At 50.8% G+C, this 26,384-nt stretch carries 25 protein-coding genes; 20 read left to right on the top strand and 5 right to left on the bottom strand.

Going from position 1 to position 26,384, the window contains the following annotated elements; genetic code table 11:
- Window positions 1-591: 591 nt before the first annotated feature.
- From recA to pduL, 9 genes are all read left to right on the top strand, one after another.
- Entirely contained in the window at window positions 592-1,653 is a 1,062-nt protein-coding gene (gene recA, locus RW092_RS22085; protein WP_016312377.1) for a recombinase RecA, read from the top strand.
- A gap of 117 nt (window positions 1,654-1,770) precedes the next feature.
- A complete protein-coding gene (locus RW092_RS22090) occupies window positions 1,771-2,631 on the top strand; it encodes a regulatory protein RecX (protein ID WP_316011316.1) in 861 nt (286 codons plus the stop codon).
- Between the two features lie 319 nt (window positions 2,632-2,950).
- A complete protein-coding gene (gene rny / locus RW092_RS22095; RefSeq protein ID WP_009223084.1) occupies window positions 2,951-4,492 on the top strand; it encodes a ribonuclease Y in 1,542 nt (513 codons plus the stop codon).
- 104 nt (window positions 4,493-4,596) lie between these two features.
- Window positions 4,597-5,391 carry a TIGR00282 family metallophosphoesterase gene (locus RW092_RS22100; RefSeq protein ID WP_028539122.1) on the top strand — a complete coding sequence of 265 codons (795 nt, stop codon included), beginning with the start codon at window positions 4,597-4,599 and terminating at the stop codon, window positions 5,389-5,391.
- Between the two features lie 135 nt (window positions 5,392-5,526).
- Window positions 5,527-5,787, top strand: a complete 261-nt coding sequence (locus tag RW092_RS22105) for a stage V sporulation protein S (RefSeq protein WP_006286829.1) — start codon at window positions 5,527-5,529, stop codon at window positions 5,785-5,787.
- Between the two features lie 89 nt (window positions 5,788-5,876).
- Window positions 5,877-6,830, top strand: a complete 954-nt coding sequence (locus tag RW092_RS22110; protein ID WP_016312374.1) for a dipeptidase — start codon at window positions 5,877-5,879, stop codon at window positions 6,828-6,830.
- 228 nt (window positions 6,831-7,058) lie between these two features.
- Window positions 7,059-8,834 (top strand): 2-oxoacid:acceptor oxidoreductase subunit alpha, encoded by a 1,776-nt coding sequence (locus tag RW092_RS22115; RefSeq protein ID WP_316011317.1) that lies wholly within the window; start codon window positions 7,059-7,061, stop codon window positions 8,832-8,834.
- Entirely contained in the window at window positions 8,821-9,687 is an 867-nt protein-coding gene (locus tag RW092_RS22120) for a 2-oxoacid:ferredoxin oxidoreductase subunit beta (RefSeq protein ID WP_009223088.1), read from the top strand. The genes RW092_RS22115 and RW092_RS22120 overlap by 14 nt, the downstream gene beginning before the upstream one ends.
- 120 nt (window positions 9,688-9,807) lie before the next feature.
- Window positions 9,808-10,380: a phosphate propanoyltransferase gene (pduL, locus tag RW092_RS22125; RefSeq protein ID WP_009223089.1), complete on the top strand. Its 573-nt coding sequence runs from the start codon at window positions 9,808-9,810 to the stop codon at window positions 10,378-10,380.
- Window positions 10,381-10,459: 79 nt separating this feature from the next.
- Here pduL and spoVAD read toward each other — a convergent pair whose 3' ends face one another.
- The 3 genes from spoVAD to RW092_RS22140 are packed head-to-tail and all read right to left on the bottom strand — an operon-like array spanning window position 10,460 to window position 12,827.
- A complete protein-coding gene (spoVAD, locus tag RW092_RS22130; RefSeq protein WP_127576096.1) occupies window positions 10,460-11,464 on the bottom strand; it encodes a stage V sporulation protein AD in 1,005 nt (334 codons plus the stop codon).
- Window position 11,465: 1 nt separating this feature from the next.
- Window positions 11,466-11,954, bottom strand: coding sequence for a stage V sporulation protein AC (gene spoVAC, locus RW092_RS22135; RefSeq protein ID WP_316011318.1), 489 nt, complete (start codon window positions 11,952-11,954; stop codon window positions 11,466-11,468).
- A gap of 12 nt (window positions 11,955-11,966) precedes the next feature.
- Window positions 11,967-12,827 (bottom strand): DUF421 domain-containing protein, encoded by an 861-nt coding sequence (locus RW092_RS22140; RefSeq protein WP_316011319.1) that lies wholly within the window; start codon window positions 12,825-12,827, stop codon window positions 11,967-11,969.
- Window positions 12,828-13,001: 174 nt separating this feature from the next.
- Between RW092_RS22140 and RW092_RS22145 the strand changes: the two genes are divergently transcribed.
- The 7 genes from RW092_RS22145 (at window position 13,002) to RW092_RS22175 (ending at window position 18,872) form a co-directional block, all read left to right on the top strand.
- Entirely contained in the window at window positions 13,002-13,208 is a 207-nt protein-coding gene (locus RW092_RS22145) for a DUF1657 domain-containing protein (RefSeq protein ID WP_316011325.1), read from the top strand.
- A 182-nt stretch (window positions 13,209-13,390) separates the two neighbouring features.
- Window positions 13,391-14,941 carry a tRNA (N6-isopentenyl adenosine(37)-C2)-methylthiotransferase MiaB gene (miaB, locus tag RW092_RS22150; RefSeq protein WP_316011320.1) on the top strand — a complete coding sequence of 517 codons (1,551 nt, stop codon included), beginning with the start codon at window positions 13,391-13,393 and terminating at the stop codon, window positions 14,939-14,941.
- A 20-nt stretch (window positions 14,942-14,961) separates the two neighbouring features.
- Window positions 14,962-15,414 carry a YlbF/YmcA family competence regulator gene (locus RW092_RS22155; RefSeq protein ID WP_016312365.1) on the top strand — a complete coding sequence of 151 codons (453 nt, stop codon included), beginning with the start codon at window positions 14,962-14,964 and terminating at the stop codon, window positions 15,412-15,414.
- A 121-nt stretch (window positions 15,415-15,535) separates the two neighbouring features.
- The gene (locus tag RW092_RS22160) at window positions 15,536-15,931 is read left to right on the top strand and encodes a PaaI family thioesterase (protein WP_085278753.1); all 396 of its coding nucleotides are present in this window, start codon (window positions 15,536-15,538) and stop codon (window positions 15,929-15,931) included.
- Window positions 15,932-16,020: 89 nt separating this feature from the next.
- Window positions 16,021-16,797 carry an NUDIX domain-containing protein gene (locus tag RW092_RS22165; RefSeq protein ID WP_009223097.1) on the top strand — a complete coding sequence of 259 codons (777 nt, stop codon included), beginning with the start codon at window positions 16,021-16,023 and terminating at the stop codon, window positions 16,795-16,797.
- Between the two features lie 64 nt (window positions 16,798-16,861).
- Window positions 16,862-17,410, top strand: coding sequence for a cysteine hydrolase family protein (locus RW092_RS22170; RefSeq protein ID WP_316011321.1), 549 nt, complete (start codon window positions 16,862-16,864; stop codon window positions 17,408-17,410).
- 7 nt (window positions 17,411-17,417) lie between these two features.
- Complete coding sequence (locus tag RW092_RS22175; RefSeq protein ID WP_085169474.1) at window positions 17,418-18,872, top strand: nicotinate phosphoribosyltransferase; 1,455 nt, start codon at window positions 17,418-17,420, stop codon at window positions 18,870-18,872.
- Between the two features lie 150 nt (window positions 18,873-19,022).
- On the opposite strand, the gene RW092_RS22180 is transcribed toward RW092_RS22175, so the two are convergent.
- The gene (locus tag RW092_RS22180) at window positions 19,023-19,628 is read right to left on the bottom strand and encodes a TetR/AcrR family transcriptional regulator (RefSeq protein WP_316011322.1); all 606 of its coding nucleotides are present in this window, start codon (window positions 19,626-19,628) and stop codon (window positions 19,023-19,025) included.
- 228 nt (window positions 19,629-19,856) lie between these two features.
- On the opposite strand from RW092_RS22180, the gene RW092_RS22185 reads away from it, so the two are divergent.
- A complete protein-coding gene (locus RW092_RS22185; protein WP_316011323.1) occupies window positions 19,857-21,356 on the top strand; it encodes an MDR family MFS transporter in 1,500 nt (499 codons plus the stop codon).
- Between the two features lie 72 nt (window positions 21,357-21,428).
- Here the strand turns inward: RW092_RS22185 and RW092_RS22190 are convergent, their stop codons facing one another.
- A complete protein-coding gene (locus RW092_RS22190) occupies window positions 21,429-22,331 on the bottom strand; it encodes an SDR family oxidoreductase (protein WP_028539110.1) in 903 nt (300 codons plus the stop codon).
- Window positions 22,332-22,552: 221 nt separating this feature from the next.
- On the opposite strand from RW092_RS22190, the gene RW092_RS22195 reads away from it, so the two are divergent.
- The 3 genes from RW092_RS22195 to RW092_RS22205 form a co-directional block, all read left to right on the top strand.
- A complete protein-coding gene (locus RW092_RS22195) occupies window positions 22,553-23,560 on the top strand; it encodes a 2-oxoacid:acceptor oxidoreductase family protein (RefSeq protein ID WP_085169492.1) in 1,008 nt (335 codons plus the stop codon).
- Window positions 23,561-23,586: 26 nt separating this feature from the next.
- Window positions 23,587-25,893, top strand: coding sequence for a thiamine pyrophosphate-dependent enzyme (locus RW092_RS22200; RefSeq protein ID WP_316011324.1), 2,307 nt, complete (start codon window positions 23,587-23,589; stop codon window positions 25,891-25,893).
- Window positions 25,894-26,010: 117 nt separating this feature from the next.
- Window positions 26,011-26,384: alcohol dehydrogenase catalytic domain-containing protein (locus RW092_RS22205; protein WP_410055567.1), on the top strand; the 374-nt coding region annotated here is incomplete at its 3' end.

Here is a 26,384-nt window from a genome sequence, read left to right on the forward strand (position 1 = left end):
TTTTACAAACAATTTTTCTGTAATTTCTCATGTCAGGTTTGGTGCAAGGCTAGTGCAAATATAGATGAAAAATCGAGCATAATACGCGATTTCAGCCGATTTCAATGAAATTATATATGAAATTTCATACATATTGAGATGGCCGCACCAAATATTACAATACAAATCAACTCAATATGTACTGTGTCACCACACCACCCTGAGCACAAACCCATAGTTACCCGCAGCAAGCAAGTAGTGCAAGCTAACCGTACTCAAGGTCATATGATAAATCACCGCACAATAGAGCATAGAGCACGTCTAAAGATTACCTCAGTTACACCGTAATTGTCTGTCCAGTTTACGGATTTCTACGTATTGGACCCTATTCATGCCTTCCATTACGACAAATGAGGGACAGGGAGCGGAGGGATCTTCAGTTTGGGAGGTGGAGAAATTTTGCGAATGTATGTTCGAAAAAACGCTTGGCAAACATTCCAAAACAAGGTACAATGATATACGAAAGCAGTTACGACAGAGCCGAAGTATACTGAATTCAGTAACTTTAAGAAGTAATTAATGATTTATATAACATTTAAGGATGTGAGCTGATTGTCAGATCGTAAAGCAGCGCTGGAGATGGCGCTTCGCCAAATAGAAAAGCAATTCGGTAAAGGTTCGATTATGAAGCTTGGAGAATCGACGCACATGCAAGTCGAGATCGTTCCAAGCGGATCGATTGCTCTGGATATTGCCCTTGGTACAGGTGGACTTCCACGCGGACGGATTATTGAAGTATACGGGCCGGAGTCTTCCGGTAAAACGACGGTAGCGCTGCACGCGATCGCTGAAGTTCAGAAGATCGGTGGACAAGCTGCCTTCATCGACGCCGAGCATGCGCTGGATCCTTCCTATGCCAGCAAGCTGGGTGTCAACATTGATGAACTCCTGCTGTCCCAGCCGGATACAGGGGAACAAGCCTTGGAGATCGCTGAAGCGCTCGTGCGAAGCGGTGCAGTGGACATTATCGTTATCGACTCCGTTGCGGCATTGGTGCCTAAAGCGGAAATCGAAGGCGAAATGGGGGACTCGCACGTTGGCTTGCAAGCTCGCCTGATGTCTCAAGCGCTGCGGAAGCTGTCGGGGGCCATCAGCAAGTCGAAGACGATTGCGATCTTCATCAACCAGCTGCGTGAGAAAGTTGGCGTCATGTTCGGGAACCCGGAGACAACGCCAGGGGGGCGTGCGCTGAAATTCTATTCAACGATTCGTTTGGATGTACGCCGCGTTGAGACGATCAAGATGGGTAACGATATGGTCGGTAACCGGACACGGATTAAGGTTGTGAAGAACAAGGTTGCGCCTCCTTTTAAACAGGCTGAAATCGACATTATGTACGGAGAAGGTATTTCTAAGGAAGGCAGCATTCTCGATATCGGAACGGAACTGGATATCGTGGATAAGAGCGGTGCTTGGTATTCGTATGCCGGCGAACGTCTAGGACAAGGCCGTGAGAACGCGAAGCAATTCTTGAAGGAGCATCCGGAGATTGCGAATGCAATTGAGCAGAAGATCCGCGAATCCAGCAATCTGACAACGTCAGTAGCTCCGGCTTCCGCCAGCGATCTGGAAGCGGAGTTTGCGGAAGAGCAAGCGTTGTTTGCAGAAGAATAAGCTTGTTAAGCTGTAACATCAAGCGCTCTGATCGCGGCAATATGCCGGGTCAGGGCGCTTTTGCAGTAGTTAAGGAAGTTAAAGATTCGCCTAAGGTGCAGACAGGAGGGACAGGATGTGAGTACATGGGGACAATCGCGCAGGAAAGTTGCGGGGAGAAGAGATGGAGTTAACTCTGGTGAACGAAGAGAGGACGAAATCGTAGACATCTCCGATGAGGCGTTCTGGGAACCGCGACCGAGGGATATCGGCTGGGATTCAAAACGAGAGAAGACAGAAGAGGAAGTTTCGGCCGGATTGGATGCTTTCCCCGAGGACACCGAGCTGGAGATTACGTCCGTATTGATGCTGAAGCGGCCGAAGCATCGTTATCGGATCTCTTTTGGGGCATATGCGCTGGAAGTTCACGAGGATGTGATGATTAAATACCGCATGATCAAAGGGGCGGTATTTACAAAAGAAGAACTGGAGGAAATCGTAGCAGCGGACGAGCGCCAACAGGGGTATGCCGACGCGTTGAAATACTTAAGCTTAAAGCCGCGAACCACCTATGAAATTGCACTACGTCTAGGCGAGAAAGGCTGGGGCGAAGAGACGATTCAAGATGTGCTTGCCCGATTGCAGTCGGAAGGTTACGTTAATGACGCTGCATACGCACAGGAATGGGCTTCTCAGCGCGTGAAATTGCGCGGGAAGGGGAAACTGTGGGTCAAGTATGAATTGCGCCAGAAGGGGATTTCCAAGGCGTATATCGAGGAGGCGCTTGGTGAGGTCAGCGAAGAGGACGAGTTTGAGAGTGCCTTGCAGCTGGGCATGAAGAAGTGGCGTTCAACCACAGGGGAATTGCTTGACCGAAAACGTAAAACCGGGGCGTTCCTGCAGCGCCGCGGATATAGCAGAAGTGTCGTATCCCGGGTTATGCGGGAACTGGGCAACCGCGAAGAAATGCATGGAATGGATGAATGGGACGAAGAATAACAGGGCGAGGTAACTCCTGTCATTTGCTTGACAATATCTTTTCACAAATAATAAAATGAATTTGAGTCCATACCTTGAGGACCCTTTTTTTCCTTCCAAAATTATGGATCTGAAGGTATAGGATTTATGTTCTCCAATCAGGCAAAGTGCGTCCGCTGGGCTACTGCGGAGGAGTCATGCTTTTGCAGCATGAAGTGCTGAGCTGAAAGGGCAAGTCATGAATTCTTTGTATGGAATGATGAACCTAAGAAACGAAAAGTAACTACAACTGCAAACATCCCAAGGAATGCCTTGGAGGAAACAACGGGGAGGTGAACAGATGCACCCAGTAATCTGGATCGTTCTCGTTGCAGCCGCTTTATTCTTTGGGTTCGTGATCGGGTATTTTATTCGCAAGTCTCTTGCCGAAGCTAAAATTTCCAGTGCAGAGCACGCGGCCAGCCAAATCCTAGAGAATGCTAGGAAGGACGCGGAAGCACTGAAAAAGGAAACGGTTCTGGAAGCCAAAGACGAAGTCCACAAGCTCAGAGCCGAAGCTGATAAAGACATTCGTGAACGTCGGAATGAAATACAACGACAAGAAAGACGATTGTTGCAAAAAGAAGAGTCGCTGGATAAAAAATTAGAATCGCTTGAACGTAAAGAAGAGCAAGTGGTCAGCAAAGAGAAACGGATCGAAGAAACCCAGCAACAAATCGACTTGATCTATAAGAGTCAGGTTCAGGAACTCGAACGGATTTCCAACCTTACCATGGAAGATGCCCGTACGATCATTTTGAACAATGTAGAGCAGGAAGTTCGCCATGAAACGGCGCAGATGATTAAAGATATTGAACAGCAAGCGAAGGAAGAAGCGGATAAGAGATCCCGCGAGATCATTACGCTGGCCATTCAACGCTGCGCAGCTGATCATGTGGCGGAAACAACCGTTTCCGTCGTAACCCTGCCAAACGAAGAAATGAAGGGACGGATTATCGGTCGGGAAGGCCGGAATATTCGTGCTCTCGAAACATTGACCGGGATCGATCTCATTATCGACGATACGCCGGAAGCGGTGATTCTGTCGGGCTTTGACCCGATTCGCCGTGAAATTGCTCGGACCGCCTTGGAGAAATTGGTGGCGGACGGACGGATTCATCCGGCTCGGATCGAAGAGATGGTCGAGAAATCTCGGAGAGAAGTGGACGAACGGATTCGCGAATATGGCGAGCAGGCTACGTTCGAGGTGGGCGTACATGCTTTGCACCCGGATTTGATCAAGATCTTGGGACGTCTTAAGTTCCGGACAAGCTACGGCCAAAACGTCCTGAAACACTCGATGGAAGTCGCTTATCTGGCCGGATTAATGGCTGGAGAGCTGGGCGAAGACATCACTCTTGCCAAACGGGCAGGCTTGCTGCACGATATCGGCAAAGCGCTTGATCATGAAGTGGAAGGATCTCATGTCGAAATCGGCGTGGAATTGGCTAAGAAGTACAAAGAACATCCGGTGGTTATCAACAGCATTGCCTCTCACCACGGCGATTGCGAAGCCACCTCAGTCATTGCCATGTTGGTTGGCGCAGCCGATGCTTTGTCGGCAGCAAGACCGGGAGCGCGTCGGGAAACGCTCGAAACCTACATTCGTCGGTTGGAGAAGCTTGAGGAAATTTCCGAATCGTTTGAAGGCGTCGAGAAATCGTTTGCCATTCAGGCGGGCCGCGAGGTTCGCGTAATGGTGCAGCCGGATAAGATTGACGACGCGGAAGCATTCCGCTTGGCGCGTGACATTACGAAGACGATTGAAAATGAACTGGACTATCCAGGTCATATCAAAGTAACCGTCATCCGCGAAACGCGGGCGGTTGAATACGCCAAGTAAAGGTTATGCTGAAAAGTGGCCCCTCGGGGGGCCGCTTTTTCATTGCTTGGATAGGCCTTGAGCTCACATGCTGCAAGGGGTAGTAGTCAGAGGAGGGAACCAGCATTAAAGTTCTGTTTATCGGAGATATCGTCGGAAATACGGGGCGCAAAGCGCTGAAGGCCACGCTGCCTCATTTAAAATCGAAATATAACCCGCATATCATCATTGCGAACGGCGAAAACGCTGCGGCAGGCCGGGGCATTAACGCCAACATCGCCAAAGAGTTTTTCGATCAAGGCATTCACGGCTTAACGATGGGGAACCATACGTGGGACAATAAAGAAATCTTCGACTTCATCGATCAAGAGCCGCGAATGGTCCGGCCGGCTAACTACCCGCCGGGTACGCCCGGATTAGGGTACACTGTGATTAAGGCAAATGGGAAAGAGCTGGCCGTGGTCAATTTGATGGGCCGCACTTTTTTGCCGCCGCTTGATGACCCGTTCCGGGTTGCGGATGAAATCATCGGTCAACTATCCAAGAAGCACAAGTGTATTCTGGTCGACTTCCATGCCGAGGCCACTTCAGAAAAAATCGCCATGGGTTGGTATCTTGACGGTCGCGCTTCGATCGTTGTGGGGACGCACACTCATGTGCAAAGTAATGACGACACGATCCTGCCGCAAGGGACGGCTTACTTGACCGATGCCGGTATGGTTGGCTCGCGTGAAGGCATCCTGGGCATGGAACGGACGGCCGTGCTGCGCAAGTTCACCACACAGCTTCCGGTTCGGTTCCAAGTCTGCGAAGGGAAATGGCATTTCCACGCGGTCATTGTCGATATAGATGAATCCACGGGCAAAGCCCAGAAGATTCAAAAAATTCGTTTGCTGGAAGACGAATGGATAATGGACTAGTTCATCGCCAAGAAGTTCGATAAATCAAGGACTCTCGAAACTTTCTCCTCGGGGAAAAAGAAGGAATATCCCAGATTCTCACGAATATCTTCTAAGTAGTGGAATCCAACGAATATTCCCAGGGAGGTACTAACCATGGAAGTATTAAAGGTTTCAGCAAAATCCAACCCCAACTCCGTTGCCGGTGCGTTGGCTGGCGTCCTAAGAGAACGTGGCGCTGCTGAACTTCAGGCCATTGGGGCGGGTGCTCTTAACCAAGCCATCAAAGCCGTTGCGATCGCCCGGGGATTCGTCGCGCCAAGCGGTGTGGACTTGATTTGCATTCCTGCTTTTACCGACATCGTCATCGATGGTGAGGATCGGACCGCGATTAAACTGATCGTAGAACCGAGATAAGTTTTGGATAGAATGATGCCTGTTTACGTTTCGTAGACAGGCTTTTTTGTTTGTTTTGAGCTAAAATGTTCGTAACGAGGAGGATTATTATGAACCTGCCCATTATCGATTTTCATTGTGATGCTTTGAGTAAATTGCAGTTAGACCCGAAGCTGGATTTTGCCCATGACCGCCGGTTGGACGTCAATCTTCGCCGATTGGAGGAAGGCGGAGTGAAGCTGCAGACGTTCGCCATATTTCTGTCCAGTGAGTTAGGGCCAGCGAAAATGGAACATATTCTTGAACAGATCGATTTGTTTCGTGAACGGGTTCTCCCGCTGGGTGTGCTCCCTGTACAAACTGCTGAAGACTTGAATACCCTGGAGCAAGGAGGGGGAATTGGTGGGCTATTGTCGCTGGAAGGAGCGGACGGGCTTGAGGGAAACCTGCAATATGTCCGTGTATGTTATGAGAAGGGTGTGCGGTTACTCGGGTTGACATGGAACTATGCCAACTGGGCTGCGGACGGGGTGATGGAGCCGAGAAACGGCGGGTTTACTCCGGCTGGGTTGGAGCTGGTGAAGTTGTGCCATGAACTCGGCATCATTTTGGATGTCTCGCATTTGTCGGTCAAAGGATTTTGGGAGCTTCAAGAGCTGGCGGAGGCCGCGGGCAAGCCGTTTATCGCTTCCCATTCCAACGCCTATCAGATTTGCCCCCATCCACGAAACCTCCGTGACGACCAGATCCAGGCGATTATTAAGCTCGGCGGGCGAATTGGAGTGACCTTTGTGCCTTGGTTCGTCAAAGAGGGGAAACATGCAACCACCAAAGATTTGCTGCCGCATATCGAACGGATCTGTTCATTGGGCGGAGCGAAGCACCTGATGTTCGGATCCGACTTTGACGGGATCGACACCCATTTGACCGATTTCCGGCATACGGGTCAGTACGCAAATTGGCAGGAGACTTTGCTGAAATATTACCCGGAAGAGCTTGTCCGCGGATGGTTGTACGACAATGCAGCCGCATTCCTGCGCGCTTGGTTGCCTTTCCACAAGTAAGCGCTTTAATTCATCCAATTGTGAGAACGAATTGATCGAAAACTACTATATGAAAAAAGGCTAGAAAACGCTTGCTTTTTGCCAAGTGTAGACATAAAATTGACATGACTCTGAAACAGAATGTTCACAAACAATTGGCCGGAATGTGACCTCTTGCACGTTAACATTCTACACTTTTATTATTATCTCTATTTTTCCATTGCGATACGATTAAAGGGGTGGGCGATCTTGATTAGTCAATTGTCTTGGAAGATCGGTGGACAGCAGGGAGAGGGCGTTGAAAGTACAGACCGGATTTTTTCGACGGCTTTGAACCGGCTGGGATATTATTTGTACGGGTATCGGCATTTCTCCTCCCGTATCAAAGGCGGTCATACGAATAACAAAATCCGGATCAGTACCAAGCCAATTCGTGCGATTTCCGACGACTTGGACATTTTAGTCGCTTTTGACCAAGAAAGTATCGATTTGAATGCACATGAATTGCGCAGCGGCGGGGTTATTGTAGCGGACGCTAAGTTTAACCCGACCGTACCGGAGGGCGTGGATGCCCGTTTGTTCCCGGTGCCGATTACGAGCATTGCCGAGGAGCTTGGAACTTCGCTGATGAAGAACATGGTTGCTTCCGGTGCCTCATGGGCGCTGCTCGGTCTTCCGCTTGAAGTCTTTAACAAAGCGGTGGAAGAGGAGTTCGGCCGCAAAGGACCTGCGATTGTTGAGAAAAATATCGAAGCAGTGAAACGGGGCGCGGATTTCGTGCTTGAGCTTGCCGGAGGACCTCTGGAAGAGTTCAAACTCGAGCCGGCGGATGGCAAGCAGAAGCTGTTTATGATCGGTAACGAAGCGATTGGCCTGGGGGCTGTTGCGGCAGGTTGCCGGATCATGAGTGCTTACCCGATTACCCCTGCTTCTGAAATTATGGAATATTTAATCAAAAAATTGCCGAAATTTGGCGGTACAGTGATTCAGACCGAAGATGAGATTGCAGCGATTACGATGGCGATTGGTTCGAGTTATGCAGGCGTTCGTACGATGACTGCATCGGCGGGACCTGGCTTGTCCCTCATGATGGAAGCGATCGGACTGGCTGGCATGACCGAAACGCCAGTCGTAATCATTGATACACAACGCGGCGGTCCAAGTACAGGCCTGCCGACGAAGCAGGAGCAAAGTGATATCAACGCGCTCATCTACGGTACGCATGGGGAAATTCCGAAGATCGTGATTGCGCCTAGTTCGATTGAAGAGTGCTTCTACGATACGGTAGAGGCGTTCAACCTGGCTGACAAATATCAGGTGCCTGTTATCGTGGCGACGGACCTGCAATTATCCCTCGGGAAGCAGTCCTGCGAAATGCTCGATTTCAACAAAGTTATGATCGATCGCGGTTACCTGGTGAAGGATATTCCAGATCGTGAAGATTCAAGCATGTTCAACCGCTACGCCTTTACGGAAAACGGGATCTCCCCGCGGGTGCTGCCAGGTGAGAAGAACGGCATTCACCATGTGACTGGGGTGGAACACGATGAATCCGGTCGTCCGTCGGAAAGTCCGGTGAACCGGAAGAAAATGATGGATAAGCGGTTGCGGAAGCTGGCCAATCTGGAGGTCACGAATCCGATTCACCTTCAAGCCCCGCATGCTGAACCAGATCTGCTGATCATCGGCATGGGCTCTACGGGTGGCACGGTTGATCAAGCTCGCATCCGCCTGTCGGAGGACGGCTTGAAGACGAACCACATGACGGTGCGCTTGCTGCATCCGTTCCCAACGGAGCAAGTGTTGCCGCAAATCGAGAAGGCGAAGAAAGTCGTTGTTCTGGAGAACAACGCAACGGGCCAATTGGCTAACCTGATTAAACAAAACGTAGGTTACCACGACAAAATCGTGAATGTCCTGAAATATAACGGCAATCCGTTCCTTCCTTCGGAAGTCTACGAAGAGTGCAAGAAGGCAGCCGGGAAGAAAGCGCAGGAGGAGTTGGTGAAAAATGGCAACGTTTAAAGATTTCCGTAACAACGTTAAACCTAACTGGTGTCCGGGATGCGGCGATTTCTCCATTCAAGCCGCAATCCAACGCGCTGCAGCGAATGTAGGGCTTGAACCTGAGCAACTCGCTGTGATTTCCGGGATTGGTTGCTCCGGTCGGATCTCCGGATATATCAACGCTTACGGATTGCACGGGATTCACGGCCGTGCGCTGCCAATCGCCCAAGGCGTGAAGCTGGCCAACCGCGACTTGACCGTCATCGCTTCCGGCGGCGACGGCGATGGCTTTGCGATCGGGATGGGACACACAGTACATGCCATTCGCCGGAACATCAACATCACCTACATTGTCATGGACAACCAAATCTATGGGTTGACCAAGGGGCAAACCTCTCCGCGCAGCGGTGAAGGCTTTAAGACGAAGAGTACGCCGGAAGGCTCGGTAGAATCGACTTTGTCGCCGCTCGAAATCGCTTTGGCTTCGGGTGCCACTTTCGTAGCGCAATCGTTCTCCAGTGATTTGAAGCAGCTGACTTCCTTGATCGAGCAAGGCATCCAGCACGAAGGCTTCTCCTTGATCAACGTATTCAGTCCATGCGTTACCTTTAACAAGGTAAATACGTACGACTGGTTCAAAGAGAACATCATCAATCTTGAGACCGTTCCGGATTATGATCCAAGCAACCGGGCGATGGCCATGGCGAAGCTGATGGAGACGAACGGCATGATTACCGGATTGATCTATCAGAACAAAGAGAAGAAATGCTACGAAGATCTGGTTCACGGCTTTAAGAAAGAACCGCTGGTTCATCAATCGCTGGCGCTTTCTGAAAGCGAGTTTGACAATCTTGTAGCAGAATTCAAATAATCAGGTAAAAGGTGTCCATTTCTGGTGGACGCCTTTTTCTTTTTTTCTCCATTAGGTGTATAATGAGTAGCGATGTGAATCGTCATCGATATAGAGAATATACGAGGAGTGTTTGTAGACATGAGCAAAACTGTACCTGTCGGCGTATCCGCGCGTCATATCCATTTGACGCAGGAGCACATTGAAATTTTGTTTGGACAAGGCTATCAACTGACGGAATTCAAACCGCTGTCCCAACCGGGACAATTTGCTGCGAATGAACAAGTGGCAGTCATCGGACCAAAAGGACAGTTCGATAAAGTTCGTATTTTGGGTCCAGCTCGTCCGGCATCCCAGTTGGAAATTTCCCGTACAGATTCGTTTGCATTAGGGGTTAAAGCTCCGGTGCGCGAATCGGGTAACATTGAAGGTACGCCTGGCATCAAGGTGAAAGGTCCTGCCGGGGAAATCGAATTGGAGCAAGGCGTTATCGTTGCTGCGCGCCACATTCATTTCCATACTTCCGATGCGGAGAAATGGGGCATCAAAGACAAGCAGCTCCTGAAAGTTCGCTTGAGTGGAGAACGCGGCTTGGTGCTGGAGAACGTCATTGCACGCGTATCTGACAACTTTGCCCTCGATATGCATATCGATACGGACGAAGCGAACGCTGCTGGTGCGAAGACAGGCGACACGGCAGAAATCATCGACTAATTGGTGACAGTTGAAAAAAATAAAGGGCTTGCCCAACGGCTGTGAATGCCGGGGCGAGCCCTTTTTGGTATATTCAGCTTTAAGCTTCGATGGATACCGCGTGGGCGATGCAGGGGATGCTCTCGCCTTGCTGGTAGGAGAGCGGAGAGAGCAACGCCCCGGTGGCCACGACGAGGATTCGTTTTAATTCCCCGCGTTTCATCCGATTCAGCAGATGGCCGTAAGTGACGACGGCGGAGCAGGCGCAGCCGCTGGCGCCGGCTTGGACCTGTTGCTTCTCGTAGTCGTAAATCATCATCCCGCAATCCATATAGGTCGTCTGCTTGATGGGGAAGTTGTGCCGGACGAACAGATCGTTCGCGATGGCATAGCCGACTTTGGACAAGTCCCCCGTGACGATCAGGTCATAGTAAGATGGCTCGATCTCCAGGTCCCGGAAGTGAGCCTGGATCGTATCGACAGCGGCCGGTGCCATTGCAGCGCCCATATTAAATGGGTCGGTGATGCCCATGTCGATGACTTTGCCCATCGTAGCTGACGTTACCGAAGGCCCCTCTCCTTCAGGGGATAAAACGACGGAGCCCGAGCCAGTGACCGTGAACTGCGCGGTGGGCGGCTTCTGTGACCCGTATTCGGTCGGGTAGCGGAATTGCTTCTCCACACTGGCGTTATGACTGCACGTTCCAGCTACGGCATATTTCGCGCCTCCGGAATTGACGACATAGGCGGCCATCGCCAGCGTCTGCATCGAGGTTGAGCAGGCGCCAAACATGCCGATATACGGAATGCTTAACGTCCGTGCGGCGAAACTGTTGCTGATGATCTGATTCATCAGATCGCCGCCGAAGTAGAATTGAATCTGTTCCTTCGTTAACCCGGCATGCCTGATCGCTAACTGCGCTGATTCTTCGAGCAGTGTCTTTTCGGCTTTCTCCCAGCTGTCTTGACCAATATAGAGGTCGGCATGGATCACATCAAAATCTTCAGCGAGCGGTCCTTGGCCTTCAAATGGCCCCACCACAGTAGCGCTGCTTATAATTTTAGGTTTATTTTCAAATACCCAGCTTTGATGGCCTTTCAGCATTTTAGTGCCCACCTCCGGCATACCCTGGGATAAACACCGCGTAAATCAAGCCGATGATAAAAGCGGCCACCGTACCAAACACGATGACGGAACCGGCTAATTGGAACATACCTGCTCCTACGCCCAGCACCAGGCCTTCCGACCGATGCTCAATCGCCGTCGACGCCATCGAGTTGGCAAATCCCGTGACAGGAACAGCGGTACCTGCTCCGGCCCACTGAGCGATTTTGTCATAGACACCAAAGCTCGTGAGCAGCACGGACAAGATGACGAGAATGGCGACGGTCGGATTGGCGGCCTCTCTTTCGCTCATATGGGCAAAATGGATAAAGGCCTGTCGGATACATTCTCCAATCAGGCATATCAATCCGCCGACCAAAAAGGCTCTCAGACAATTGACAGCCACCGGGCGCTTTGGCTCATGGGCATGTGCCAGCCGTTGATACTGCTGCTGCGTAGGAGTCAATTGCTTGTTTTTTTTCTTGGCCATGCTCCCATCCTCCTATTGAATTAATAACGGTTTGACTTGATCGATAACCTTCTGCAGCTTCTCCGAACAATCGCCATACAGCTTCTTGGCCTCTTCCTCGTCTGTCGAGAGCGCGAACATCTCGAGATCGGCTTCGCACTTTTTCAATTGGGCTAGCAGGACGGGTTTGACTTGAGGCTGCGGAACAGTGATCTGGTCGTCGTACAAATCGACGTAAAGCTGGCCGTAGGCATCAACCTGTCCTAAATTGACGTTATCCAGAGAAACGCCCAGCTTCTCTAGCTCGGTGTTCAGCCACTTCCGATTGAGTCCCAGTGTAGCGAGCGGTTCGTCCATAATTTTTCCGTCGATAATGACGGTTTGCGGTTCAGGCTGAGGAGCTACTTTGATCCCTAAGTGAGCCGGCGTAATTGGCTGATATTCGCTCTTCAACATCGCGTTGATTTGACCATCGGGCTCCATGACGGCAAACTCGACTTCCGCGACTTTGAAGATGCTCTTCTTCCGCAGCTGTTCCATGAGCTCTTCGTTGGTCAGCTTTTCCTTCTTCAGATTTTCCTCCAGAATTTTGCCATCCTTGATCAACACCGTACTGCTGCTGTCGATCAGATCCCGGGCTTTCTTGCTTTTGAGCTGTAAAAACTCAATGCCAAGCGAGACGAGAAACCAGACGGTAACGGCAATGATGCCGAGATACCAGTCAGTGTTAATATCTAGGGAGATGTAGGCGGTAATGCTCCCAATCGTAATCCCGGTGATGTATTCAAAGAAGGAAAGCTGGGAAATCTGCCTTTTTCCGAGCAGCCGGGTGAGCACAAATAAGATGACAACAGCCACCAACGTTCGGACGATAACTTCCAACCACAACGGCATGAGCAATGCTCCTTTCGTAGACAATCCAAGGCGATATATCCCAATTATGCGCGGGGATACGTAAATTTACTAAGACAATATGTGGAAGCTTAGTTGGGCGTATGAATCCGTTTTGAGCAGGTGAAATTAGGCATTGTGCATAAGCAATATAAACAAAGTAAAGGTGGTGAAATTGTGACAGTAGCCTCTCAAGTCAAAACAACCTTAGCTTCGTTAAAAAGCGCGCAAGCGAGCCTGGAGCAATTCGCATTAAGCACGCAAAACCAACAAGCTAAAGATCTGTTTACGCAATGCGCCCAACAAACGCAACAAATCGTAACGCAAGTAGAAAGCCGCGTAGCACAGCTGGAAAGCGAAGAACCTCAATACAAGGGATTCTAACTGTGATGATTATTCCACAAGGACCCGTTCATGCGAACGGGTCTATTTGCGTTTCTAGGGAGACGGCGTTTATCTGGATATCGAAGCCTGGTCATGTTATAATTTAGTGTAATGCATTTTTAAGAATGATAACGATGCCCATATGGAACGAAGATAGATCAGGTAAAGGAGTGAACGGGCACATGGCTAAGGAAACGAAAGATTACGCCAAATACTTTGACTTCTCGGACGCCCGGGTCATTTCGGAGGATGAACGAGGGAAGAAGATCCGAATCCGTGGCCGGGATATTCAAATTTTGTCTGAGCCGAACCAACGCAAAGAGAAGCAACGCGGGAAAGAAGACGTCAAGGTGCTGTACGAGAATGCCGTTCCGGAAGATCTGAAGGGAATTGGCGTTGGCAAGCATTATATCGTCTATACGTTTGGCTGCCAGATGAACGAGCATGACACCGAAACGATCAAAGGTTTGCTGGAGCAGATGGGCTACCGTGCGACCGAGGATCGTAAAGTGGCAGACATTATTTTGCTGAACACCTGTGCCATTCGGGAGAATGCAGAGGACAAGGTGTTTGGTGAATTGGGTCACCTGAAGACTCTTAAGACAGAGAAGCCGGATTTGCTGCTGGGCGTTTGCGGTTGTATGTCGCAAGAGGAAGGTGTTGTGAAGCGCATCCTGCAGAAGCACAGTTTTGTGGATATGATCTTCGGGACACACAACATTCACCGTTTGCCATACCTCATTCAAGAAGCGCTGTTCAGCAAAGAGATGGTCGTTGAGGTTTGGTCCAAGGAAGGCGACATTATTGAGAACCTGCCGAAGAAGCGCGAAGGTATGCGGGCATGGGTGAACATCATGTACGGATGCGACAAGTTCTGTACGTATTGCATCGTACCGTTTACGCGAGGCAAGGAACGCAGCCGCCGTCCAGAGGACGTCATTGCCGAAGTACGTGAGTTGGCGCGTCAGGGCTATAAAGAGATTACGCTGCTGGGCCAAAACGTCAATGCCTACGGCAAGGACTTTACCGACATCAACTACACGTTTGCAAATCTAATGGATGATATCCGTCAAATCGATATTCCGCGCGTTCGGTTTACGACCTCGCATCCACGCGATTTTGACGATGCGCTGATCGATGTTCTGGCCAAAGGCGGAAATTTGGTGGAGCACATTCATCTGCCGGTTCAATCGGGCAGCAGCGCAGTGTTGAAGAAGATGAGCCGCAAATATACGCGCGAGCATTACCTTGAACTGGTGCGCAAAATCAAGGCGAAAATTCCAAACGTTGTTCTTACCACGGACATTATCGTTGGATTCCCGGGTGAAACCGAGGAGCAGTTCGAGGAAACGTTATCCCTCGTACGCGAGGTGGGGTACGATTCGGCGTATACCTTTATCTACTCGCCGCGGGAAGGTACGCCGGCTGCCGTGATGGAAGATAATGTCCCGATGGAAGTGAAGAAAGCGCGGCTTATGAAGTTAAACGATACCCTCAACGAATTTAGCCGCAACAGTAACGAAGCGCTGCGTGGACAGATCGTTGAAGTGCTGGTCGAAGGCGAAAGTAAGAACAACGCCCATATGTTATCCGGACGTACACGCACCAACAAGCTTGTCCATTTTGAGGGCAGCACGGAATTGATCGGAACGTTTGTCCAGGTGGAGATTACCGATCCGATGACTTGGTACATCAAAGGTAAGCTCGTAGAGCAAACCGCCAAATTGGCGTAATGCAGGGGAGGTTATTGACAATGGAACAGCACAAAGATCATACCGATTGCGGAATTCCGAAGTACGATTCGCGAGACCTGGTCATCCGCGAGGACATTATGAAGAAGGCGAAAGAACTGGCCGAACTGATCGGGACCAGTGAAGAGGTTCAACAGTTTCAGAAGGCGGAGAAGCTGATCCAGAAGCATGAGCGTGTACAGACACTGATCAGTGCCATTAAGAAGAAACAGAAGGAAATCGTCGCATTTGAAACGTTCCAGAACCAGGCTATGGTGCAGAAGATCGAACGTGAAATTGAGGAGCTGCAGGATGAACTCGACCAGATTCCGCTCGTGACGGAGTTCCAGCAGAGCCAAAGCGATATCAATTATCTGCTCCAGCTCGTCGTTTCCGTCATCCGCGATACGGTAGCCAGCAAAGTGAACGTCGAGTCGGGCAGCGAGCCGGCTGTTTCATCCGGATACGGAGAGTAAGGCGAGGCAGTTGGTGCGGAGGCAACCCCTCCGCTTTTTTTCATCTTGTCTATAATGAGTGAAGCAACGTTTCAAAGGAATATTATAATATAAAGAGAAGCAAGGATAGGGGGACACCGAGATGGATGAATGGAGCGAAGAAGTACTGCGGCGGGATGAACAATCGTTCTGGGGGTTACTAGGACTGCGCCTGATTTCTGCCGACAAATCCATGGTGAAGCTGGGACTTACAGCGGGGGCTTCCCATCTCAATTCCATGGGCATCGTCCATGGGGGCGTGCTGTCGTCCATGATGGATCAAGCGATGGGCACGTTGGTAGCAACGATTAAAGGGAAGCTTGGGGTCACGACTCATTTGAATGTTAATTTTCTAAGCCCTATGCGTACAGGGGAGCTGGTGGTGTCGGCGATGCCAATCCATGAGACCCATCGGACGATGACGCTCCGCTCTGAGGTTCGTAACGAAGAAGGTACCCTCGGATGTATATCGACGGCAACGTTCCGCTTGCCGAAGTGAGCAGAGGGCCGTCTTCCAGGTTAGATCGCTTGAATTCGTAAGTGCCGGACATCCAACGGCCGGCGTTATCCTAGACGATGTGGTGATACATGATGAACGAAGAACAAAAGCAGGTAGTTAATGAGGTTAAAAAATATCGCACGCCGGACGGAATCCCGGCCGACATCGTCATGTTTACGTTGACGAGGCAGGAACGAAAAGCATCGACCAAATCGCTGCCGCGCTTCGATCTGAAGGTCATGCTGATCCGTCGGCGGAGCTGGCCGTTCGCCGGAGCCTGGGCGTTGCCGGGCGGTTTCTCGCAGGAGGACGAATCCCTGTACGAAACCGCACGTCGCGAGCTGAAGGAAGAAACCGGTGTCGACGGCTCCCATTTAGAATATTTAGGGGTCTATAGTAAGCCGGGGAGAGACCCGCGCGGCTGGATTATCTCCCATGCCTTTTTTGCATTAGTCGAGGAATGGGTGCTGGAGAAACGGCAATCAGCAGATGATGCCCAAGAGGTTGGCCTGTTTACCGTTCGAGAAGCGTTAGAGGATCTGCAGCTGGCTTTCGACCACCGTGAAATTTTGCAAGACGCTTATAAACGAATTCAGCAGCAGATGTTGCATACGACGATCGCGAAGCAGTTTTTGCCGCCGCATTTCACTCTCGGCGAATTGTATCAGGTGATTCAAACGGTCGTTCCAGACTTTGAAGAGCTGAATTTTATCCGCAAAATTACATCGACGCGCAGCCGTCAGGGGATACTGGAAGAAGTGCGTGATGAGAACGGCAAGCCGATGTTGTCTAATCAATATTCGCAGCGGCCGGCTCAATTGTACCGATTTACCGGTTACACGCCGCGGCTTTCGATTTACACGTAAGAGATATTTTACATAATGAAATATTAGTTGCGGTAAACGGAATGTACGAAGGGAGAGTGAAATCATGAAAGCTCTGATCGTCATCGATTATACGAAGGACTTCGTGGATGGGAACCTTCCGGTAGGCCAGCCAGCGATCGAAATTGAACCGGCGATTTGCCGGATCACCGAATCCTTTGTGAAGCAAGGGGATTTTGTTGTGATGGCTGTGGACTTGCACGAGCGGGAAGACCAATGGCATCCGGAAACGAAGCTGTTTCCTCCCCACAATCTGAGGGATACGGAAGGCCGTGCGTTGTACGGGTGGTTGTCTGAGGTGTATGCGAAGAACCAGGACCGCATTTATTGGATGGATAAGACAAGATACAGCGCGTTTTGTGGAACAGACTTGGAACTGAAGCTGCGGGAACGCGGCATTACGGAAGTGCATCTGATCGGCGTATGTACGGATATTTGCGTGCTTCATACGGCGGTGGATGCTTATAATAAGGGGTTTGCAATTACAGTATACGAAGATGCGGTCGCCAGCTTTAACCCGGAGGGTCATACCTGGGCGCTGGGTCATTTCCGCAGCAGTTTAGGAGCAAACGTAACGAACAGCCAGAGAGGATGAACAGGCGATGCCAACCACGGGTTTAGCACTGCATACCGATAAATATCAGATCAATATGATCTATGCGCATTGGATGAACGGAACGCATTTGCGGAGGACCGTATTTGAGGCTTACTTCCGCAAGCTGCCGTTTGGCAACGGGTATGCGGTGTTTGCAGGCTTGGAACGGATCGTGGACTATATTCGGCAGCTGCGGTTTACCGAAGAAGATATAGCGTATCTAGCCAAACAAGAAGAGAACTATAAGCCGGAATTTCTGGATTTACTGCGCAACTTTGAATTTAAAGGAACGCTCCTGTCTATGGCCGAAGGGGCGCTTTGCTTTCCAAACGAACCGTTAATCCGCGTTGAAGGCACCATAATGGAGACGCAGCTGATTGAGACGGCATTGCTGAACTTTATGAACTTCCAGACCTTAATTGCCACCAAAGCCTCACGAGTGAAACGAGTTGCCGAGAACGACGTGTTGCTGGAATTTGGCACCCGCCGGGCACAAGAGGCAGATGCGGCGATCTGGGGGGCCCGGGCGGCGTATCTGGCAGGTTTTGATGGGACGTCCAACTTGCTCGCTGGGGAGATTTTTGGCATTCCGACCCGAGGAACACATGCCCACTCATGGGTGCAAATCTTCGATTCGGAGCAGGAAGCGTTCGAGTTGTATGCCAAAGCGCTGCCGGATCAGGTTTCACTGCTCGTCGATACGTATGACACGCTCAAAAGCGGGGTCCCGCATGCAATCCGTACTGGGAAAATGCTGGAAACCGTCGGCAAGCGACTCGCCAGCATCCGTTTGGACAGCGGCGATCTAGCGTATCTGTCGATTCAAGCCCGTAAAATGCTGGATGACGCCGGCTTACCTTATGTCAAAATCGTCGCGTCCAACGACTTGGACGAGAATACGATCTTTAACCTGAAGGCACAAGGGGCGAAGATCGATATTTGGGGCGTAGGGACTCAGTTGATTACAGCAGCGGACCAACCGGCTCTCGGAGGAGTCTATAAGCTGGTGGAACGGGAGAAGGACGGTCAAATGGTGCCTGCGATCAAGATTTCCGGCAATCCCGAGAAGGTCACGAACCCCGGCAAAAAAGACGTATTGCGCATTGTCAGCAAAGAGAGCGGCAAAGCAATTGCGGATTACATCTGTTTTCCGCATGAACATCAAGCACGGACGGGCGGCAAGCTCCGCTTGTTTGATCCGGTTCACCCCTACATCAAGAAGTCGGTCAAAAACTATGAAGCAGTGCCCATGCTGCAGCCGATTTTCGTGGAAGGCGAGCTCGTATACAAGCTGCCAACGTTGGATGAGATTCGTGAATATCACCGCGAGCAGTTAAACTTATTTTGGCCGGAATACCTACGTAAGCTGAACCCGGAAATTTACCGCATCAGTTTAAGCCAGGAAGCCTGGGAGTTAAAACAAAAGATGATCGAGGAATATATGGGGCAGCAAGAGGATTAACCAGTTCTAGCCTCTCTGAAGACAGAAAGATCGCTTCTCGCCAAATCGGCAATGAAGCGATCTTTATTTTTATAGTTCGGGAAATGATTATTTCTCGGGAAAGCGCAAAAAGCGCTATAAATCGGCGGATCGAACGCTGAATTCGACAAGTTAACGACACGAATCATATTTCGCAAAATAATGATCAAACAGAATATCGATTTGCCGCTCAACGATTTCTTTGCTCGGACGGTTCTCCATGTGCTTAATTTGCTTGGCTAAGACGAGCGGGAAGAGGACGGCTGCATTGATCTGCATCATCATAATAAAGAGGATATCCGAATTGGACTCACCGGTAATTTCCTCCAACACGGAGGTGATTTTACTGAATCCCGTCGTCTTCATAAAATCGGTGAAGTCTTGCCGGGATTCGAAAGTAATTCGTCCTTTGCCTAAGACTTCATGCAGTAGACCAGGGTATTGCAATACTGAATCCACATATTGGAGTAGAAACGCTTTTAGACGATCTTTAGGAGATAGCGAAGTATCACCCAAGACATCAAAGTTGGCTTGAAACGTCGTCAGCAGCATTTTCAGCGCTTCGTTAATCAAGTTGTCCTTCGAACCAAAGTGGTAGTTCACCAGAGCTAAATTGACATTGGCCGCAGCCGTAATCTTGCGCAAGGTCACTTGATCGGCCCCTTCTGTTTTAATGAGGTCCAACGTCGCCTGAAGAATATTCTGTTTGGTTGTCAGCCCCTCGGCACAATTGCTCATGTTTTCGCTCCTTTATGCCCATCCAATCTACTGCCGTATAGAAACTACCATAATACGCGCTTACTCCAAGTGTCAAGAATAAGACATCGGGGTGAAGGAAGTGAGAACCAGATCTTACAGAAGCCACTGAAGACAAATGCCTTGACAAAACTGCGGGTTCCGTTTAAATTTGTGTTAAACATTGTTTAAAACGGTGTTTAAAATATAGAAAGAAAGCTGAGTGAGAGGATGCCGAATCATACTGTGGAGAGTTCGATCGATAACAAAGAATTTTCCATCCGTTCGATCATCGCACCGCTGATGGCTGTCATCGTTGGGATGATTATGGTCATTTTGGACAGCACGGTGGTGAATGTAGCCGTTCCAAAGCTGGTCGACTTCTTCGCAACCGATTTAAAGACGGTGCAATGGACGATCACAGGGTATACCCTTGCTTTATCTGCCGTCATTCCGTTAGCCGGATGGATGACCGATAAATTTGGGGAGAAACGTATTTTCTTAATGACGATCGCATTGTTTACGATAGGGTCGGTGTTATGTGCCGTAGCGCAAACGCCGGAGCAGTTGATCGTTTATCGCATCATTCAAGGTCTCGGCGGCGGGATGGTTTCGCCGATCGGGTTTGCAATGGTGTTTAAGCTGGCACCGCCTGAGAAACGAGGGGCTGTCATGGGGGCGCTGGGTGTACCGATGCTGATGGCGCCAGCCCTCGGTCCGGTGTTGTCCGGTTGGCTGGTGGAGAACGTCAGCTGGCATTGGATTTTTCTGATCAATCTGCCAATTGGGATTGTGGCGTTTCTGATCGGGCTGCGGTTCTTGCCGAAGTCCAGTCGACGGGAGGCGCCACAGTTGGATAAGCTGGGGATGATCCTGGCTCCGATCGCTTTTGCGATGCTGACCTACGGCGTGAGTGAAGGGGGAACCAGCTGGACCTCAGCGACGACAATTACGGGTCTTAGCGTAGGAGGACTTGCCTTACTTCTGTACATCTTCGTTGAAATAAGACATCAACAACCGCTGCTTGAGCTGCGTGTGTTCCGTTCGTCTCATTTCACCCGGGGGATCATCTTGGTCTGGATTGCCCAAGCGGCGTTGTTTGGTTCGATGATTCTGACTCCGTTATACCTGCAGCAAGTCAGAGGCTACAACGCGTTGGAAACCGGGATTTATCTGCTGCCGCAAGCGCTGATGTCAGCATTCTTCATGCCGATCAGTGGTCGCTTGTTTGACCGGGTTGGTGCGCGGCCGCTGGCCTTCATCGGCCTTGGCATCGTATCGACGGCCTTGTTCCTGTTATCGCGGATTACTGCGGAAACGCCGCTGGCGATGGTGCTGGTGCCGCTTGGCTTGCTTGGCGGCGGGATGGGCCTGACGATGATGCCGCTGAACACGCATATTCTAAACTCTGCGCCACGCCACTTGGTAGCTCGGGTGACCCCGCTCATGACGGCGGCGCAGCAAGTCATCGTCTCCTTCGCGGTAGCCGGCTTAACGGGTTATCTCACTTCACAAATCAGCAGTCACATGAAGGAGGCAGCACAGGGCGGAAATCCGCTGGAGGCAGCCGCGTCCGGTTTTGGGGACACCTACTTCCTGGCATCGTGCATTGCCGCGGTTGGTTTCCTATTGACCTTATTCTTATCTAAGCCGAAGAAGCAAGCCGAAGCAGGCAAGGATTCAGCAAGTGAAGGGACTCAGCCGGATCCTAGCCTAATGGCTGGTCATTAACATCGTGAAGTAACATGTGAAAAGCACTCTTTCCTACTGGAAAGGGTGCTTTTTGTCGTTTCCCCAAAAGGGTTAACTCGTTATCATTGCACCGCCATTGACATGAATCGTTTGCCCGGTCACAAAGCTGGAATCGTCGGAGGCCAGGAATACGTAGACCGGTGCCAATTCAAATGGCTGCCCCGCTCGCTTCATCGGCGTTTCCAGGCCAAACGTGGACACGTATTCCGCAGAATAGCTGGAAGGGATCAGCGGAGTCCAAATCGGTCCCGGCGCCACCGCATTGACACGGATACCTCGATGGACGAGGGACAATGCCAAGGACCGGGTAAAGGAAACGACAGCGCCTTTGGTTGAGGAATAATCAATCAGCAGCGGAGCGCCGGCATAAGCGGTGATCGAGGCGGTGCTGATAATCGTGCTGCCGGGTCGCAAATAGGGAAGCGCAGCTTGGGTCAAGTAGAAATGAGGGAAGATGTTGGTGGCAAAGGTTTGGTACAGCTGTTCGGTCGAAATCGCCTCGATCCCTTGCTGCTGAGGAAATTGAACAGCTTGGTTGATCACCAGGATATCGATCTTCCCAAAATGATGCAGAGTATGATGAATCACCGCATGGCAGAAAGCTTCTTGGCGCAAGTCGCCGGGAATGAGCAAGCATCGCCGGCCCAGCTCCTCAACGCGCCGTTTCGTTGCTTGGGCATCCTCGTGTTCATCCAGATAAACGATGGCTAAATCTGCGCCTTCCTTGGCAAAAGCAATCGCAGTCGCTCTCCCGATCCCGCTGTCGCCGCCAGTTAGGATCGCGACCTTGTTCTTTAATTTGCCGCTGCCGACATAAGCGGGATTTTCGGAGATTGGGGGCGGAACCATCAGCGTTTCTAGGCCGGGTTGTCTTGGTTGATGTTGCGGCGGGAAGGTCATCGGTTGTTCTTGGCAAACCGTTTTCGAGCTGTAATAAGGGTACGTAGGTATCATGCTTTTGGGGTTCCTCCTGAAAAACGTTTTACCGCTATCCTATTCATTTCTGTGCGGGGGGGTGTATTCGCCCAGACAAGAATGTCTATATGACATTTGTTACATAAGTCACATCGCATCTATGATAAATTTTAAAATTAAGAAAGATATCTTTTGATGTGATGTTTAGCACTTATTTACGTCGTGAAGAGCTCGCATTTGCGAAGAAGGGAGACAAGCGCGTGGTACAATTACCGAAATTAAACGAGCTGGGATTTTTTGAAATCCGACTGGAATCCATTGGTGGGCTGGGTGCGAACTTGGCAGGGAAAATGCTGGCCGAAGCCGGGGTTGAAGGAGCCGGACTAAATGGGGTCAGCTTTTCTTCTTATGGCTCGGAGAAAAAAGGGTCCCCGGTTAAGGCGCATATCCGCTTCTGCGATCTGAATACACCGATTCGCGATACATCGCCTGTGGAACGCCCGCATATTGTAGGAATCTTTCATGAGGCACTTGCCAAAACGGTGAACGTGATCAGAGGCATTTATGAGGACAGCACCGTATTGGTGAATTCGCGCAAAACTCCGCAGGAGCTAAAGGAGAAAATGAAGCTGATCGGCGGCACGATCGCAGTGATCGATGCGACGGGTATTGCGCTTGAAGAGAAGAACCGGGTGAACATGGCGATGCTGGGTGCCTTATTCCGGTTATGCCCATTCCTCGATCCCGAAACGATGAAAGACGTAATCCGCAAGTCGTTGGAGAAGAAATATCCACAAACCGTAGCCCCCGCGATTGCGACGTTTGAGCGGGGATATCAAGAAGTTGTCTTTGAGACGTTTGCTTTGCCGGAAGGGGTAAGCATGCCGGCCTTCGTTCGTGCGGATACGCCGGTACTTGGTTATGAGACTCAACCGATCGGCGGGCTAATTATCAATCCGGGCAACAGTATCCTGAAGGATCTTAGCATTTCCCGTTCCGGGATGATGCCGCATTTTAAAGAGGAGTCTTGTATTCACTGCGCCCAATGCGATAACGTCTGCCCGGATAACTGCTTCGTCTGGGAGGAACGCCCCGATAAGAAGGGCCGACCGCAAATGTTCTTAAAGGGCATCGACTATCAATATTGCAAAGGATGCTTGAAATGTATCCACGCTTGTCCCACGGACGCCTTGTCCGGGGAGCGTGAGGAAGAAGGGTATGCGGAAGCGCATCGCGTACCGCATCTGTTTGATTTGGCGATACGCTAATACGCAGGAAAGGTGGTATGTTCATCATGGCGATCGATTTGGAGAAAGAACGCCGCTCCGGTACGGTTGAGCAGCGCGTGGTATATGAGTCAGGAAATGAAATGGCAGCTTATGCAGCCAGCCAGATCAATTATCATATTATGGGGTACTTTCCGATTTCCCCTTCTACCGAGGTAGCACAATTCCTTGATTTAATGAAAGCAAACGGCCAGCATGATATTAAGCTGATTCCATCGGACGGCGAACATAGCTCGGCTGGTATTTGTTACGGTGCTTCAACAGCCGGCGGCCGGGTTTTTAACGCGACCAGTGCTCAAGGATTCCTGTACATGCTGGAGCAATTGCCGGTACAATCCGGCACACGCTTTCCTATGGTTATGAACTTGGTTTGCCGCTCCATCTCCGGACCGCTCGATATTCACGGCGATCATTCGGACCTTTATTTTGCACTGAACATTGGCTGGCCGATTCTAATGTGCCGTGATCCGCAAGCGGTATACGATATGAACCTCATCGCGATCAAGCTGGCCGAGGATCCAGAAGTAAGACTGCCGGTCCTGGTTGCGTCCGACGGATACTTCACGTCCCACCAGAAACGGCGCGTGCATACCTTCGCGAACCGGGAAGATGTATTGAAATTCGTTGGGGAACGGCCGCCGGGGGACTTCCCGCATACGCTGGATCGCAACAACCCGATTACCGTCGGGCCGTATATGAACGAGCCGGATTACATCAATAACTGCTATCAGCAGTCTGTAGCGATGTACAATGCGGAACGCGTCTTTGAACGGATTGCCGGCGAATATGCCGAACTGACCGGACGCGATTATAAAATGCTGGATCTGTACCGGATGGAAGATGCCGAAGTCGCGGTGTTCCTCATGAACTCGGCATCTGAAATTATTAAGGACGTTGTAGACGATTTACGCCGTCAAGGTATCAAAGCCGGCTCGATCGCACCAAACATGATTCGGCCTTTCCCTTCAAAGCAAATTGCCGAAGCACTGAAGAACGTGAAAGCCATCACAGTAGGCGACCGCGGGGATTCCTACGGCGCTTATGGCGGCAATATGGTGAATGAGATTAAGGCGGCGTTGTTCACGCATGGCAATCATACAACAAAGGTCATCAGCCGGATATACGGGCTGGGTGGCAAAGAGTTTTATGCCGAGGACGGCCACCACTTCTTCCAATTGGCGATTGAAGCGGCGAAGACGGGCCAGGTCGAAGTTCCGTTTGATTACTATGGACATACTCCGGGGGATCCGGAGAAAGCGCCTAAGCGGGTGCTGAATCCGCTGAAGTTTGAGGACTTGAAAACCGGCCTGATTACGGTCACGAAGAATGAAGAAACCGGCAAGCTGGGCGTGCGTATTCCGCCGCTTCGCGCATTAACGAAGAAGCCTAAGCGGATTGCACCGGGGCATGGGGCCTGCCCAGGCTGCGGAATTTTCTCCGGTCTAGAGCTGTTCTTTAAAGGGATTGAAGGCGATATTGTGGCTCTGTTCCACACCGGCTGCGCGATGGTCGTCACGACCGGATATCCGTATTCATCCCATAAAGCGACGTACATCCATAACCTGTTCCAGAACGGTGCAGCTACGTTGTCCGGTGTCGTTGAAATGTTCTGGGAAAGAAAACGCCGCGGCGAACTCGACGAGCTTGGCCTGAAGGACGATTTTACGTTCGTGATGGTTACCGGCGACGGGGGCATGGACATCGGCATGGGGCCAGCAATCGGTGCAGCCCTGCGCGGTCATAAAATGATCATCATCGAGTATGATAACGAAGGATACATGAATACGGGAGCACAACTGTCGTATTCGACCCCGTTGGGTCATCGGACCTCTACGTCGAACATCGGCAAAGTGCAGCAGGGCAAAACGTTCCAGCACAAAGACACACCGCAAATCATGGCGGCCACCAACATTCCTTACGTGTTTACCGGCAGTGAGGCTTACCCGCAGGATTTGGTGAAGAAAGCAGCCAAAGCTCAATGGTACGCCCAAAATGAAGGACTTGTTTATGGTAAAATATTAACAGCTTGCCCGCTCAACTGGATTTCGCCGGACGATCAGGGCACCAACATCATCGATGCTGCCGTCAACTCCTGCTTCTTCCCGCTGTACGAGGTAGAGCATGGTCAAACGACCATTACGTATAACCCGGAGGAGAAGGGCAAACGTATTCCGCTGGCGGATTGGCTGAAGACGATGGGCAAGACTCGCCACTTGACGAAGCCAGAGAACGCCGATGCTTTGGCGGAATTCGAACAAGAAGTAGAACGGCGTTGGAAAATCCTTCTGGCTAAACACGAACACCCGTATCTCTAAAAACAGGCTGGAAGTGAGACGAACAAGATTGGAAGGGAAGCGGCCAAGCGCCGCTTTCTTTTGTTACACAGAGCATTCATCCTAAGCACATAAGTCAAATGGAAGGAGAGTGAGGGGATGATTTCATCCTTTCGAGCATTTCGTGTACACCAGGACGAGTCCGGGTTTCGGTCAGGGGTTGAACAGCTTGACCTCTCGGCGCTTCCTGACGCTGATGTTACTGTCAAGGTTCATTATTCCAGCGTTAACTATAAAGACGGATTGGCAAGTATCCCCGAAGGGAAAATCGTTAAAACCTATCCCTTTATCCCCGGCATTGATCTGGCCGGGGAGGTAACGGCCTCCCGCGATGCACGGTGGAAGCCCGGGGACCGGGTGCTGTGCACCGGTTACGGGCTGGGTGTAACGCACGCGGGAGGGTTCGCCGAAGTCGCCCGTGTCCCGGGCGACTGGCTGGTGCCGCTGCCGGAGGGCCTTTCGTTCCGCGACGC

Source organism: Paenibacillus sp. 3LSP (assembly GCF_032465655.1).
Classification (GTDB): Bacteria; Bacillota; Bacilli; order Paenibacillales; family Paenibacillaceae; genus Fontibacillus; species Fontibacillus barengoltzii.